Source organism: Hymenobacter aquaticus, from assembly GCF_004765605.1.
In the GTDB taxonomy this organism is placed as follows: domain Bacteria; phylum Bacteroidota; class Bacteroidia; order Cytophagales; family Hymenobacteraceae; genus Hymenobacter; species Hymenobacter aquaticus.
The window spans coordinates 40,913-54,942 of record NZ_SRLC01000002.1 but is presented as its reverse complement, the minus strand read 5'-3'; the positions used below and the strand labels follow the sequence as shown (position 1 = coordinate 54,942).

12 protein-coding genes are annotated in these 14,030 nt (G+C 63.4%); 6 read left to right on the top strand and 6 right to left on the bottom strand.

The window, feature by feature from the left end; genetic code table 11:
• The first annotated feature begins 54 nt into the window (after positions 1–54).
• Positions 55–1,314: an SUMF1/EgtB/PvdO family nonheme iron enzyme gene (locus E5K00_RS13185; protein ID WP_210114319.1), complete on the top strand. Its 1,260-nt coding sequence runs from the start codon at positions 55–57 to the stop codon at positions 1,312–1,314.
• A gap of 75 nt (positions 1,315–1,389) precedes the next feature.
• Here the strand turns inward: E5K00_RS13185 and E5K00_RS13180 are convergent, their stop codons facing one another.
• The gene (locus E5K00_RS13180) at positions 1,390–2,091 is read right to left on the bottom strand and encodes a ComF family protein (protein ID WP_135463795.1); all 702 of its coding nucleotides are present in this window, start codon (positions 2,089–2,091) and stop codon (positions 1,390–1,392) included.
• Positions 2,092–2,263: 172 nt separating this feature from the next.
• Here E5K00_RS13180 and E5K00_RS13175 point away from each other — a divergent pair, with 172 nt between their 5' ends.
• The 4 genes from E5K00_RS13175 to E5K00_RS13160 are packed head-to-tail and all read left to right on the top strand — an operon-like array spanning position 2,264 to position 5,167.
• Positions 2,264–2,641, top strand: coding sequence for a carboxymuconolactone decarboxylase family protein (locus tag E5K00_RS13175; protein ID WP_135463794.1), 378 nt, complete (start codon positions 2,264–2,266; stop codon positions 2,639–2,641).
• A gap of 1 nt (position 2,642) precedes the next feature.
• Complete coding sequence (locus tag E5K00_RS13170; RefSeq protein ID WP_135463793.1) at positions 2,643–3,026, top strand: hypothetical protein; 384 nt, start codon at positions 2,643–2,645, stop codon at positions 3,024–3,026.
• Between the two features lie 21 nt (positions 3,027–3,047).
• Positions 3,048–4,355 (top strand): hypothetical protein, encoded by a 1,308-nt coding sequence (locus E5K00_RS13165; RefSeq protein WP_135463792.1) that lies wholly within the window; start codon positions 3,048–3,050, stop codon positions 4,353–4,355.
• Positions 4,356–4,402: 47 nt separating this feature from the next.
• Positions 4,403–5,167 carry an exodeoxyribonuclease III gene (locus tag E5K00_RS13160; RefSeq protein WP_135463791.1) on the top strand — a complete coding sequence of 255 codons (765 nt, stop codon included), beginning with the start codon at positions 4,403–4,405 and terminating at the stop codon, positions 5,165–5,167.
• Between the two features lie 75 nt (positions 5,168–5,242).
• On the opposite strand, the gene E5K00_RS13155 is transcribed toward E5K00_RS13160, so the two are convergent.
• From E5K00_RS13155 to thrA, 5 genes are all read right to left on the bottom strand, one after another.
• Entirely contained in the window at positions 5,243–6,502 is a 1,260-nt protein-coding gene (locus tag E5K00_RS13155) for a protoporphyrinogen/coproporphyrinogen oxidase (RefSeq protein WP_135463790.1), read from the bottom strand.
• A gap of 96 nt (positions 6,503–6,598) precedes the next feature.
• Entirely contained in the window at positions 6,599–7,249 is a 651-nt protein-coding gene (locus tag E5K00_RS13150; RefSeq protein ID WP_167856876.1) for a c-type heme family protein, read from the bottom strand.
• A gap of 117 nt (positions 7,250–7,366) precedes the next feature.
• Complete coding sequence (gene thrC, locus E5K00_RS13145) at positions 7,367–8,662, bottom strand: threonine synthase (RefSeq protein WP_135463788.1); 1,296 nt, start codon at positions 8,660–8,662, stop codon at positions 7,367–7,369.
• A complete protein-coding gene (locus E5K00_RS13140; RefSeq protein WP_135463787.1) occupies positions 8,649–9,605 on the bottom strand; it encodes a homoserine kinase in 957 nt (318 codons plus the stop codon). Before E5K00_RS13140 ends, thrC begins: the two co-directional genes overlap by 14 nt.
• A gap of 261 nt (positions 9,606–9,866) precedes the next feature.
• Positions 9,867–12,311, bottom strand: a complete 2,445-nt coding sequence (gene thrA, locus E5K00_RS13135) for a bifunctional aspartate kinase/homoserine dehydrogenase I (protein WP_135463786.1) — start codon at positions 12,309–12,311, stop codon at positions 9,867–9,869.
• A gap of 523 nt (positions 12,312–12,834) precedes the next feature.
• Between thrA and prfA the strand changes: the two genes are divergently transcribed.
• Positions 12,835–13,905, top strand: a complete 1,071-nt coding sequence (gene prfA / locus E5K00_RS13130; protein ID WP_135463785.1) for a peptide chain release factor 1 — start codon at positions 12,835–12,837, stop codon at positions 13,903–13,905.
• Positions 13,906–14,030 lie beyond the last annotated feature (125 nt).

Here is a 14,030-nt window from a genome sequence, read left to right as displayed (position 1 = left end):
GCATCCGAATTGCCTTTCCTAAATCATTTTCTCTCAGGTAGTTTCAACTTGATCATGAATTTTTCCAAGTACCTGCGTTTTGCGGTCGTGGGAGCCTGTGCGCTGGCTTCCTGTAAGGGTGGGCCGCCCACGGCTACCAAGCCCGGTAAGTACAGCTCGACCACGGGCATTGAGTACAATACCGAGGAAGGCATGAAAGTGGCTGACTATAAAGGCATTCCCGAAGGTCCTGGCCTGGTCTTCATTGAAGGCGGACGGACGGTGCTGGGCACCCAGGAAGAGGACGTAACCATGACGCACGACAACATCGAGCGTACCGTTACCATCGCCTCCTTCTACATGGATGAGGCCGAAGTGGCCAACATCCACTGGCTCGAATACCTGCACTTCGTGCGCAAAGACTCGTCGGAAGAAATCTACCAGCGCGCCCTGCCCGACACGACCGTGTGGGCCCGGGAGCTGTCCTTCAACGACCCTTACGTAGATTACTACCTGCGTTATCCCGGCTTCCGCTACTTCCCCGTAGTGGGCGTAAGCTGGCTGCAGGCCAACGATTACTGCACCTGGCGGACCTCGAAGGTAAACGAGCGTCTGGCTAGCGAAGGTGACGAGGGTGGCAGCACCCCCAAGAAAAAGGGTGGCCTGTTTGGCAAGAAGAACAAGGATGCCGGTGGCGATGCGGCGGAAGGCACCGAGTCGGGTGGCGGCACTAAAATCGCCATTGAGAACGGCAACACCTTGCCGAACTACCGGCTGCCCACCGAAGCGGAATGGGAATACGCTGCTCAGGCTTTGATCGGCACCCAGGAAGTAGGCAACGAAAATCAGGAAAACAAGCGTATCTACCCCTGGGATGGTCGCCAAGTGCGGAACCCCTACGGTAAGAGCATGGGCTCGTTCCTGGCCAACTTCAAGCGCGGCCGCGGCGACTACGCCGGTATTGCCGGCAGCCTGAACGACGGCGCCATGATTACGGAGTACGTATACGCCTACCCACCAAACGATTACGGCCTCTACAATATGTCGGGCAACGTAAACGAATGGGTGCAGGACATCTACCGTCCCCTGTCGTTTGAAGATGTGGAAGACCTGAACCCCTTCCGTCGTAACGGCTTCCTGGACCCCTCCGAGAAGTACGACAAGAAGAACTACCAGTCGCTCATCGACGACCACGTGCGCGTCTACAAAGGCGGCTCGTGGAAAGACGTAGCCTACTGGCTGTCGCCCGGTACGCGCCGCTTCATGGCTGAGGACTCGGCCACGGCTGCTATCGGTTTCCGCTGCGCGATGATCAACGCCGGCTCGAACAAGTAAGCTTCTTCGCCCTATCTGCGAAAGCCCCGGTCTGGAAACAGGCCGGGGCTTTTTGCTTGTGCTCAGCGTGGCTGGCTACTGTTCGGCGCAGGCAATGGTGGCTATACTGACTTCCCGGCAGCCGGCGGCCAGCAGCACCGCCACGCAGGCTTCCAGGGTGGCCCCGGTAGTCAGCACGTCGTCGACGACCAGCACGTGCTTGCCGGCCACCACGGCTTCGTCGGCGACGGTAAATACGGTGGCGACGTTGTGCCAGCGCTGGGCCCGGTTTTTCCGGGTCTGGGAGTCGGTGTTTTCCGTGCGGCAGAGCGCGGCCGAACTCCAGGGCACTTGCAGGCCCGTGGACAGGCCTTCGGCGAAGCAGTCGGATTGGTTGAAGCCCCGCTTGGCGAGCTTGCGCGGGTGCAAGGGCACGGGCACAATCAGGTCGAAGTGCTGATTGAGGCCCTGCTGGGTGAGCTCGGCGCCAAACCAGCGGCCCAGCACCTGCCCTACTTCCCGCTGCCCCTGATACTTAAGCTGGTGTAGCAGGTGCTGCACCCGGCCGTGGCGCAGAAAGCGCAGGTAGCTGAGGGCATACCGCACGGGCACCTTGCCCCAAAAGCGCCGGGCTATGGGGTTGTGCGCCTCCGGCAGGGTGTGGTAGTCGGTGTAGGGCAGCTGGGCGCGGCAGCCGGTGCAGATGTGGTCTTCGCCCCGGGCCAACGACTCGGAGCAAGCCAGGCAGACCTGCGGAAAAATCAGGCCGATGAAATCGGAGAATAAAACGGGTAGCATACGTCAACAGTGGAATAGCACTAACAACCGATAAGGTACGGATTTGCCGCCGGCCGCCACCATAAGCCGCGGAAAATGAAGCACCTGGCGCGGCAATCCGGAATCCGGGGCGGGAGCGGGCGACTTTTGTGCCTACTTTCGTGTTTATAGCCCAGACCACACGTACGCTACTATGAGCCAAGTCACGGAGTTTAATGAGTACCGCCAGCGCATGAATGAAAAAATCATGGCGGCGGACAACAAAGTCATCAAGCGTTTTTTCAACCTCGATACCAACACCTACCAGGCGGGAGCCGTCGACGTCAAAACCAAGGAAATGCTGGGCCTGGCCTGCTCCATGGTGCTGCGCTGCGACGACTGCATCAAGTACCACCTGGGCAAGTGCTTTGAGGAAAAGCTCACCGACGAGGAAATCTACGAGGTGTTTGCCATTGCCAACCTCATCGGCGGCAGCATCGTGATACCGCACTTCCGCCGGGCGGTGGAGTACTGGGAGATTCTGAAAGAGGAAGCCACTCCCCCGGCCCCCGAGCATCATCACGACGCCTAGCATGCCCCTGCACGTCGACGAAACCGAAGCGCAGTTTGAGGCCCGCTGGTGGGAGCTCATGAACGAGATGCGCGCCCGCTTCGGCAAAAAGCCTGACCTCAACGCCCTGCTCCTGCTGATCGGGGTGCAGGAGTTGGGGCAGGGCGCGGGGCCGTTTACGAAAGAGCAGAAGCAGGATCTGATGCACATTGCCACCTGCCGGCTGTTTAGCCTGTCGGGGCACTACGCCCTGGACCACGTGGACGAGGATGGCTGGCCGCACTACACGCTGGTGCGCCCGGTACCTTTCGCCAACCTCAAGGAGCAGGAACGGATGCTGAAATGGCACATGCTGGAGTACTTCGAGGCCTTCATGAAAGAGGATTCCGCGCCGGATTCCCAGTAATCATTTAGCTACTGCCCGAGAGTGAACCGAACCGCGTATTGGTGGGCCGTGGGCCTGCTGTTGGGGAGCTATAGCGTGCAGGCGCAGCCCTCCCTGCTGGGCCGCGACCTGGAGGTGAGCCTACGCAACGGCTACCTGAATCTGCCCCCGCAGGGCTTCTACATCAAACGGATAATTGAGGCCCAGCCCCCGCAGCGGTGGCTCGGCGTCAGTCGGCGCGGCATTTTCGGCTCGTACCGGATGATGGTGGTGCCCCAGGGCGTAGGTCCGGACCTGGCAGCGCTGCTGGGCAGGGTGTTGCCGGCCAGCCCCACGGCCCAGCCCCTGGTGCTGCGCATTACCGGCATCAATGCGTCGGCGCTGGCGAGCAACGGGCAGCTGAACAGCACCGCCGAGCTGGCCGCCGAGTACTACGTGCAGCGGCCCGACAGCAGCTATTACCTGTTGGCCCGCACCTACGGCAACGACCGGCAATTGGTAACGGCTACGCCCGAGCAGTCGAGCCCCCTGCTATTGGCGACTTTGCTGCAACAGAGCCTGGAACAGGTAGCCCGCGCCGACTGGACCCAGCCCGGCCCGGCGTATTCGCTGAGCCAGCTGCGCCAGCCGGACGCGACGCCCTACCCGATCCGGACGGAAGCCCTGCGGATGGGAATCTACCGGGGCTTTTTCGAGTTCCGCCACAACCAGCCGGGCCGGCCGGGCAACGTGACGGTGGACGCCCGGGCCTACCGCAACACGGAATGGCAGGGCAAACGGGCCGTGAATCCGTCGGTGCTGACGCCGGAGGGCAAGCACGTAGCCGTCACCGACGCCTGGGGCTTTTGCGACGGGCAGCAGGTCTACATTCAGTTTCAGGGCGAATATTATCTGCTGGAACAGCGCGGGCCCAACTTCATGTTTTTCGCCCCCGACTTCACCCGCAACTCGAACGGCAGGGTACTCAATGCCGGCCCGCCCCGCAAGGCCTTTTCCCTGGACATGCGCTCCGGCCTGATTACCGACTACCAGGGCACGGAAGGCGCGGCAGCCACCCTGGCCACCCGGCCCACCCACCTGATTGTGTACCGGCGGCGGCCCGGCCCCGCGCTGCCCGTGTCCGTCGACGACGGCCCGACCGGGCAGCTCGGCGCCGACCAGTATTTATCGGTGCCGTGGCAGGCGGCGGGCCAGCCCGTGCGGCTGTGCGTGGGCAGCGCCTGCCTCGACGTAGTGCCCGACCCGAATGCCCCGACCTACGTGGAGCTGCTGCCCGAAGCCACGGCCCGACTGGTGGCCGTGCCCGCCAAGCAGGGCGAGGCCCAGGTAACCAAGCTGGCGGGTCGCTGAACCGTATTTTTTCCCTTGGGGGTTGCCCCAACGCTTACTCTTTTGCTGTGAAAATCATTACCTACAACGTCAACGGCTACCGCTCGGCCCTGAGCAAGGGCCTGCTCGACTGGGTGCGCGAAGCCAATCCGGATGTGCTGTGCCTGCAGGAAATAAAGGCCGGCACCGCCCCGCTGGACGTGGCGGGCTTGGAGGCCCTGGGCTACCTCTGCTACCTGCACCCAGCCCAGAAACCCGGCTACAGCGGCGTGGCGACGTTCACCAAAGTCGCGCCCCAGCACGTGGCCTACGGCTGCGGCACCGAGTGCTACGACCAGGAAGGCCGCGTGCTGCGCCTCGACTTTGCCGACTGCTCGGTGCTGAACGTGTACATGCCCTCGGGCACGAGCAGCGAGGAGCGGCAGGCCTTCAAAGTAGAATGGCTGCACTTCTTCCGGCGCTACATTCACGAGCTAAAGGCGACGGTGCCGCCGCTGGTCATCGGGGGTGACTACAACTGCTGCCAGACGGCCATCGACCTGCACAACCCGAAAGCCAACCAGAAAAGCCCCGGCTTCACCCCGGAAGAGCGCGCCTGGTTTGCCGATTTTCTGGCCGACGGCTTCACCGATTCGTTCCGGCACCACCACGGCGACGCGCCCGGCCACTATTCGTGGTGGACGTTCAGGGCCGGAGCCCGGGCCCGCAACGTGGGCTGGCGCCTCGACCACCTGCTCGTCGACCATAGCCTCCAGCCCCGCATTGCCGACGCCGGCCTGCTGCCCGACGTCATCCACTCCGACCACTGCCCGGCCTTCGTGGAGCTGCGCTAACTCGGGTTGCTACGGAAAACGGCCCGGCCCTACCTGCTTACGGTAGCGCCGGGCCGGCTTTCCATTTTCAGCCGCTTACGCCAACAGGGCTTCGGCTACCACCCGGCCCGTGGCCATTGCCGCGTTCAGCGACGGATAGGCCGCGTAGTCGCCGCAGCGGTACACGTTGTCGGCTACCTGCAGGGGCTGCTGCGGGGGCCGCCCGCCCGGGTACACGGGCAGGGCCTGCGGAATATGGTAGGTGCGCAGATGCTGCCACTGCCGGGCTTCGGGCCCAAACCAGGCCGCCAGCTCTTCCCGCAGCCGGGCCGTGAGGTCATTTTCGCTTAACGCCGGGGAGCCGTGGGTGCTGACCGAAACCAGGGTGCGGCCCGCCGGCGCGTAGCCGGGCGCCACGTCGCTGGGAAAAGCCACGTTGTGCGCCAATGAGTCGGGGGCGGCATTCAGGCGCAGGAGTTTATCGGCCTTGCCCGGCTGGTTGTCGGCCGCGAAGTAGGTGCAGGTCGTGCGGCGCCAGGCCGTGGGATATGCCAGGCCGGAGGTGGGCAACAGCCGGGCCGCCGCTTCCCCATCTACGGCCACTACTACGGCGGCGGCGGCCAGGGTTTCGCCGCCCGCCAGCCGCACTCTCGTGCCCTGAATAGCTTCTACCGACGTATTAAGCCGCACGCTCCCGGCCGGCAGCCGGGCCGCCAGCTGCTCCGGAATCTGCTGCATGCCCAGGGCCGGAATGGCCGCCTCGCCCTCCACGAACTGCTTGAACACAAACTCGAAGAAGTTGCTGCCGGTGCTCAAACCCCGGTCCAGAAACACGCCGCCGAAGAACGGCCGGAAGAAAGAGTCAATGATTTGCTCACTCCAGCCGTTTTGCCGCAGGTAACTCAACGTATCGGACGAGGGAAAATCGAGCAGCTCCTGATTGGTGCTGCTCTTCACCCGCTGGGCCAGGGCCGCGATGCGCAGCTTGTCGGCCAGCGTGCCGATGGGCGAGGTCAGGGCTGAAAAGGCGGCCAGCGGCTGCTCCAGCGGGTTGACCAGCGTGGTTTGCCGGCCATTGGCCAACCGGATAACCGCGCCCGAGCGAAATGCCCGCAGCTGCAAAGCGCCGTAGTCGAGCATGCGCTGCACCTCGGGGTAGCGCGTTTGCAGTACCTGAAAGCCCCGGTCGAGGCGGTAGCCCTCGGGGGTAACGTCGGTGCGCACCCGGCCGCCGACGGCATCCGCGGCGTCGAGCACCAGCACGGGCCGGCCGGCGCGGTGCAGGTAGTTGGCGCAGGTGAGGCCCGCCATACCGGCCCCGATAATGATGATGGGAGTAGCTGAAGAAAGGCTCATAGCTCCCTCAACTGCCAGAGCCAAAGGAAGGTTAGGTTAAACGCGGCTCTTCGTTACGCCCTAAATCTATACTACCTGATAATCAATCGACAAGCCTCAGAACAACGGCTTGCGCGGCTTCATCACCTTGCGGGTTTTCATGGTGTAAAATTCGCCCAGGCCGTTGCGGGTAAAGGTCACGCGCCACACGCCCAGGGCGTCGCCGAGCTTGTAGCCCGTGGCCTGGTCCTGGGCGTACTGCTGCTTGATCAAGGCATAGTCGGCGGCCGAAACATCCTGGCCCACGGTGCCGTGGCAGCGCAGGCACTGGGCATCGGTCAGCAGAATGGGGCGCTGGTACACGAACATGTCCGCCGTCGGGCGCTGAATCCGGCGGGTGGTATCGGGGCGCTGCTCGGCGGCCGACAGCGGGGCATGGTTTTGCACGTTGCGCGGCCTGACTGACAGGCGGCGGGCCGTGGCTTGCAGGGTATGGGCCAGCGAATCGGTGGAGACGTAGGCTTCGGGGCGGCAATACGGCAGGGCCGCCGCCACGCCGCCGGCCCGCAGCTTGTCGGCCAGCAGCTGGCGCAGCTCCCGGTCGGCCTGCCCCGTGAGCGAGTCGCCGGCCCAGCGGGTGGCGTGCAGGAAGTCGGCGGGCAGAATGCGCTTCACGGCCATGTTTTCCAGGGTGGTGGCAATCTGCTTCCCGTTTTCGATGTGCTCAATCTGGTCGGGGCGGCAGCCGGCCAGCAGACTTACGGCCAAAATTCCGGGGGCAACAACACGAACGACGGAGCGCATACGGGCAACAGCAAAAAACCACGACACCCGGCACCCGCCGGACTTGGAGTGCAAACAACGTAAAACACCAGAAGTTGGCCGTTACCTCGACAGTAAATGTTCCCGCAGCTCCTCGTAGCGCGGTGCCAGCGGCGTACTGCGCTTGGGCTGGCGCATCAGCGCGTGCACCGCTTCGGGCAGCTCAATAGTCCGCCCAACCAGGGGCTCTACCACCTCCGGAAACTTCACCGGGTGCGCCGTTTCCAGGAAAAGACCGTGCTGCTGGGGCTGCTGTTGCAGGTATTCTTCCAGGGCGTGCAAGGCCACGGCCCCGTGCGGGTCGAGCAGGTAGCCGTGCCGCTGGTACACCCGCTGGATGGTGGCGCGGGTCGTTTCGTCGCTCACGGTGGCGCCGCTGATCAGCCCGCTGATGGTGGCGTGGTCGTGGGCGAACAGCTCCAGCATGCGGGTAAAGTTGCTGGGGTTGCCCACGTCCATGGCGTTGGAGAGCGTAGCCACGGCGGGCCGGGCGGCGAAGCTACCGGAGCGCAAGTAGCTGGCCACGGCGTCGTTGGCATTGCAGGCGGCAATAAAGTGCCGCACCGGCAGGCCCGAAGCATGAGCCAGCAGCCCGGCGCAGAGGTTGCCGAAGTTGCCGCTGGGCACGGCCACCACCGGCGGCTCGGGGTGCGGCCACTGCTGCCAGGCGTAGAGGTAATACAGCTGCTGGGGCAGCCAGCGGGCCACGTTGATGGAATTGGCCGAAGTCAACGTCAGGTGGCTGGTCACGGCCGCATCGGTGAAGGCCTGCTTGACCAGCTGCTGGCAGTCGTCGAAGTCGCCCTGCACTTCCAGGGCCGTAATGTTCTGGCCCAGGGCCGTGAGCTGCCGCTCCTGCACCGGACTCACCTTGCCCGACGGATACAGAATCACCACGTCCACGCCTTCCACGCCCAGAAACCCGTTGGCCACGGCCCCGCCGGTGTCGCCGGACGTGGCGACCAGCACGGTTACTTTCCGGGTTTGCTGCCGGGAGAAGTAGCCCAGGCAGCGACTCATAAACCGCGCACCCACGTCTTTGAACGCCAACGTCGGGCCGTGAAACAATTCCAGGGCGGCAATCTGGTCGGTGACGGGCACCACCGGAAACGGAAAGTCCACGGTTTCGGCGCAGATGCGGGCCAGCTCGGCTTGGGGTATCGTGTCGCCCACGTAGGGCTGCATCACCCGCAGGGCCAGCTCGGCTTGGGGCAGGGTTTTGAGCGAAGCCAGCAGCTCGGCGGAAAAGCGCGGAATGGACTCGGGGAAGTACAGGCCGCCGTCGGGGGCCTGGCCGGCAATGGTGGCCGCGCGAAAGTCGACGCTGGGGGCCTGGTGGCGGAGGCTATAGTACTGCATGGGGCTGAAGCTGCTCGGTGGGCACTACCTGCACTCCCAGAGGGCAGATGCGGGTCACGTAGGTGTGAAAATCAATGTCCAGCCCGGTGTAAATCCGGCGCATGGCCTGGGCCACGGCCTGGGCGGTTTCCGCGGTGCGGCTCAGCATAAAGATGGATGGCCCCGAGCCGGATATGCCACCGCCCAGCGCCCCGGCCAGCCGGCTCTGCTCTTTCACGGCCGCGAAGCCCGGAATCAGGATGCTGCGCACGGGCTCGACGATGACGTCTTCCAGGGAGCGGCCAATCAGGTCGTAGTCGTGCTTGAGCAGGCCCGCCACCAGGCCGCCCACGTTGCCCCACTGCCGGATGGCATCCTTGAGCAGCACTTCCTTCTTGAGAATCTGGCGGGCGTCGGAGGTCTTAATTTCAATCTGCGGGTGCACCACCGTCACGTGCAGCTCGGGCGCGGGCAGGGTCACGATGTCGGGCCGGGGCTCGGTGGCCCGGATCAGCGTGACGCCGCCGTAGATGGCCGGGGCAATGTTGTCGGCGTGCTGCACGCCCGAGGCCACTTCCTCCCCGAACATGGCGAAGCGCACCAGCTCATCCTTGCTGAAGGGGTTGCCCAGCAGCGCGTTGGCCCCCACCACGGCCCCGGCGGCGCTGGCCGCACTGCTGCCGATGCCGCTGCCGGGCTTGATGTTCTTCTGAATCCGGACCTCGATGCCGGTGCCCGTGGGGGCTTCGCGCAGCAAGGCCAGCAGGGCGGCCCCGGCCACGTTGCGGGTCGGCTCGGTGGGCAGGTTGTAGTCGTCCTCGTTGATGATAGTCACGCCCGGCGTGTCGGTCAGGCGCAGGTGCATCGTGTCGGTGGGCGTGGCCAGGGCAAAGCCCAGCACGTCGAAGCCGCAGACCACGTTGGCCACGGTGGCCGGAGCCAGCACGGTGATGGAAGAAGGCATATAACTGTGTTTTATTTTACTGTACATAAGAACGTCATTCCGAGTGTAGCCGAGGAATCTCGCGGGCTGACGTTGTTTTTACTGTCATCCTGAGCTTGCGAAGGACCTTCCTTCTCTATCCCACTGCAGTTCAATAAATGTGGCAAAGCCCTTTTATCAATGCATCCGCAAAAGGGCTTCGAGCATTGAGTTACCCTTGTCACTTAGGTGAGGAAGGTCCTTCGCTTTGCTCAGGATGACAAACGTAAAGGTGCCGCTCAGCTACCCCCGGGCCGCGCGGATGATGTCGGCAAACACGCCCGAGGCCGTAACCTCGGCCCCGGCCCCGGCCCCCTTAATAACCAGCGGCTGCTCGGCGTAGCGGTTGGTGTAGAACAGTACCGCGTTGTCTTTGCCGTGCAGGGCGTAAAAGTCGTGGCCGGGCGCTATGGACTGCAGGCCCACGCTGGCTTTGCCCCCGGCGTAGCGGGCCACGAACTTGAGCTTTTTGCCCTGGGCCGCCGCTGCTTCGTACAGGCCCTGAAAGTGCTCCTCGTGCACGGCCAGCTGCTCGTAAAAGTCCTCCACGCTGCCCTGCATGCACGAGTCGGGCAGAAACGACACGTTGTGAATCTGCTCCATTTCCAGCTTCTCCCCCGTTTCGCGGGCCAGAATCAGGATTTTGCGGGCCACGTCGGTGCCGCTCAGGTCGAGGCGGGGGTCGGGCTCGGTGTAGCCTTCCAGCTGGGCCTGGCGCACCACTTCGGCGAAGGGCCGCTTGCCGTCGTAGTGGTTGAAGACGAAGTTGAGCGTGCCCGACAGCACGGCCTCAATCCGGTTGACCACGTCGCCGCTGCGCAGCAAATCGTTCAGGGTGCCGATGACGGGCAGGCCGGCGCCCACGTTGGTTTCGAACAGGAAGTCGGTGTTGAACTCCTGGGCCAGCGCCTTCAGCCGGGCGTAGTTCACGTACTCCGAGGCGCAGGCAATCTTGTTGCAGGCTACCACGGCCACGCTTTTTTCCAGCAGCGCCCCGTACACCTGGGCCACGTCGGCGCTGGCCGTCACGTCCACGAACACGGCGTTGCGCAGGTTGCGGGCGTGAATGGCTTCGACCAGCGCGGGCAGGTGCAGCGGCTCGCCCTCGGCCAACGCCTGCGGCCACTCGTGCAGGGCCAGGCCGTGCTCGTGCAGGGCAAACCGGCGGCTGTTGGCCAAGCCCACCACCCGTACGTTCAGCTTGAGCTTTTCCTGCAAATAAGCCTGCTGCCGGGCCAGCTGCTCCAGCAGCTTGCTGCCCACGTTGCCCACGCCCACCACAAACAGGTTGATCTGCTTGCTGGTAGCCTCGAAAAACGACTCGTGCAGCACGTTGATGGCCTTTTTCACGTCCTGGGCCCGGATGACGGTCGAAATGTTCTTTTCCGACGAGCCCTGGGCAATGGCCCGGATATTGACCCCGTTGTTGCCCAGCGCCCCAAACAGCCGCCCGCTGATACCGGAGTGGTTTTTCATGTTTTCGCCCACCAAAGCCACGATGGCCAGGTCGGTTTCCAGGTGCAGCGGGTCGACTTTGCCCACGGCTATTTCGTAGGCAAACTCCTCGTCCACCGAGCGTTGGGCCGCCGCCGCGTCGCGGCTGTTGATGGCCACGCTGATGGAGTGCTCCGAGGAGCTCTGGGTAATCAGAATCACGTTGATTTTCTCCCGGGCCAGGGCCTCAAACAGCCGCTTCGAAAAGCCCGGAATGCCCACCATGCCGCCGCCTTCAAGGCTGAGCAACGCCAGCTGCCCGATGCTGGACAGGCCCCGCACAATGTGGTTGTTGGCCGGCGGACTCACCTCCACCAAGGTGCCGTGGTCGGTGGGCGCGAAGGTGTTCTTGATCCAGAGCGGGATGCCCTGGCTCATCACCGGCTGAATGGTAGGCGGGTAGAGCACCTTGGCCCCGAAGTGCGACAGTTCCATGGCTTCCTGGTAGGAAATGCGCGGAATGGGCCGGGCGTGGGGCACCAGGCGCGGGTCGGCCGTCATCATCCCGCTCACGTCGGTCCAGATTTCGAGGCGGCTGGCGCCCAGCGCCCCGGCAAAAATGGCGGCGGTGTAGTCGGAGCCGCCCCGGCCCAGCGTGGTGGTAGCGCCCTGGGCATCGGCGGCAATAAAGCCCGGCACCACGTACAGCGCCCCCGGCTGCGCGGCCACGAAGTCATTGATCTGCTGCTTGGTCACGCCAAAGTCGACGGTGGCAACGCCGTGCTGGGCATCGGTCCGGATCAGCTGGCGGCTGTCGTGCCACTGGTGCGGCACCTGCCGGGCCCGCAGGCCGGCCGCCACCAGCTGGGAGGCCAGCAGCTCGCCGAAGCTCATCACCCGGTCCAGGGTGCGCACGCTCAGCTCGCCGAGCAGGAATACCCCGTTGCAGATGCCTTCCAGCTCGTTGCAGTGCGTTTTCACCAAACTCAGCACGCTGCTCTGGCTGGTCACGGGCACCAGCTCGCGAGCGGCTTCCAGGTGGCGGCTCTCGAGGTGGCGCAGGCGCTGCCGGTACTCCTCGTTGCCGGCCGCGGCCAGGCGGCCGGCCTCAATCAGCGCGTCGGTGGTGCCGCCCAGCGCCGACACCACAACCAGGGTGGTTTCCTGCCGCGCGGCCGCCGCCACGATGTCGATGACTCTGGTGATGTTGGCCGCAGTGGCCACGGAAGTACCCCCGAATTTTAGAACCTGCATACCGTTTGGCTTGAAAAGAACACACGAAAAAGCCCGGGCGCAGAGGAATCCGCTGGGGATTTCCTCGGCTCGGGCTGCGACTCAAAAAGAAACTTTGGGAGAAAGAGGTAGGTGCAGCCCGGTTACCGGGTTGTTGTGACCATACCTGTGACTGTGCAAATGCCAGTCAGGGCGCGGGAAAAAGCAGCTGTAGCAGAGTGCTGAAGCATGGGGCGCGTTGAATATTGAGCCCAAAGTAGTGAATTATCCGACCCGCGCAACCTAGGGTTTTGTTTTTTAATGGTTTCCATTTTTTCCGCCTGTCATCCTGAGCAAAGCGAAGGACCCTCTCCCGCTGGAACGGGTCATTGCAACGGCCAACGTTCAACGGGCATAAGGTCCTTCGCTTGGCTCAGGATGACAGCCGGGAAAGAGCTGTGCTACAGCATCACTATATTCTACTAGCTACCTGGAACGCGGGGCGGGGTTCATCGTGTTTGTTTCCTTACCTTTGCAGTTGCAAATACAATTTCCTGAAGGCAAGATGCTAGATAAACTGGAGGCCATTCGCCAGCGCTACGAAGACGTAAACGAGCAGCTGATGCAGCCCGAGGCCATGAGCGACATGAAGCGCTACAAGACCTTGAATAAAGAGTATAAGGACCTCGGCAAAATCGTGACCGAGTATAAGAATTACCAGCAGGTGCTCTCCAACATCGAGGGCGCCCGCGAAGTTATTGCCACCGAAAAGGACGAGGACTTCCGCCAGATGGCCAAGGATGAGCTCGAAACGCTGCTGCCCGAGCAGGAGCGCCTCGAAACCGTCATCAAGGAGCTGCTGATTCCGAAGGACCCCAACGACTCGAAGGACATCATCATGGAAATCCGGGCCGGGGCCGGCGGCGACGAGGCCGCCATCTTCGCCGGCGACTTGCAGCGCATGTACATGCGCTTCGCCGAAAAGCAGGGCTGGAAGATGGAGCTCGTGGACGCCACCGAAGGCACTTCGGGCGGCTACAAGGAAATTATCCTGGCCGTGAAGGGCGAGGACGTGTACGGCAAGCTCAAGTTTGAATCGGGCGTGCACCGCGTGCAGCGCGTGCCGGCCACCGAAACCCAGGGCCGCATCCACACCTCGGTGGCGTCTATCGTGGTAATGCCCGAGGCCGAGGAGCTGGACGTGCAGATTGATATGAACGACGTGCGCAAGGATCTGTTTATGTCGTCGGGCCCCGGCGGGCAGTCCGTTAACACGACCTACTCGGCGGTGCGCCTCACCCACTTGCCCACCGGCCTGGTGGCCCAGTGCCAGGATCAGAAGTCGCAGCTCAAGAACTTCGACAAGGCTCTGCAAGTGCTGCGCTCCCGCATTTACGAAATCGAGCTGGCCAAGAAAAACGAAGCCGAAGGGGCCCAGCGCAAGAGCATGATTGGCGGCGGCGACCGGTCGGACAAGATCCGGACCTACAACTACCCCCAGGGCCGCGTAACCGACCACCGCATTGGCTACACGGTGTACAACCTGGCCAGCGTGATGGAAGGCAACATCGACGACTTCGTGGAGCAGCTGCGCATCGCCGAAAGCGCCGAGCGGCTGCAGGAAGGCGTGGCGTAATTCCGACGGTTGTACTAAGCAACGCATCCATCCGTTTGTCATCCTGAGCACAGCGAAGGACCTTACCCCGTTAGAACACGTCGTTCCACTGGCACAAGGTCCCTTGCTCTGCTCAGGATGACTCA

What these genes read in the sequence shown, in the direction of transcription:
- E5K00_RS13140 (WP_135463787.1), bottom strand. Translation starts at nt 9,605, where the DNA reads ATGCCTTCTTCCATCACCGTGCTGGCTCCGGCCACCGTGGCCAACGTG.
- E5K00_RS13175 (WP_135463794.1), top strand. Translation starts at nt 2,264, where the DNA reads ATGAGCCAAGTCACGGAGTTTAATGAGTACCGCCAGCGCATGAATGAA.
- E5K00_RS13155 (WP_135463790.1), bottom strand. Translation starts at nt 6,502, where the DNA reads ATGAGCCTTTCTTCAGCTACTCCCATCATCATTATCGGGGCCGGTATG.
- thrA (WP_135463786.1), bottom strand. Translation starts at nt 12,311, where the DNA reads ATGCAGGTTCTAAAATTCGGGGGTACTTCCGTGGCCACTGCGGCCAAC.
- thrC (WP_135463788.1), bottom strand. Translation starts at nt 8,662, where the DNA reads ATGCAGTACTATAGCCTCCGCCACCAGGCCCCCAGCGTCGACTTTCGC.
- prfA (WP_135463785.1), top strand. Translation starts at nt 12,835, where the DNA reads ATGCTAGATAAACTGGAGGCCATTCGCCAGCGCTACGAAGACGTAAAC.
- E5K00_RS13170 (WP_135463793.1), top strand. Translation starts at nt 2,643, where the DNA reads ATGCCCCTGCACGTCGACGAAACCGAAGCGCAGTTTGAGGCCCGCTGG.
- E5K00_RS13180 (WP_135463795.1), bottom strand. Translation starts at nt 2,091, where the DNA reads ATGCTACCCGTTTTATTCTCCGATTTCATCGGCCTGATTTTTCCGCAG.
- E5K00_RS13185 (WP_210114319.1), top strand. Translation starts at nt 55, where the DNA reads ATGAATTTTTCCAAGTACCTGCGTTTTGCGGTCGTGGGAGCCTGTGCG.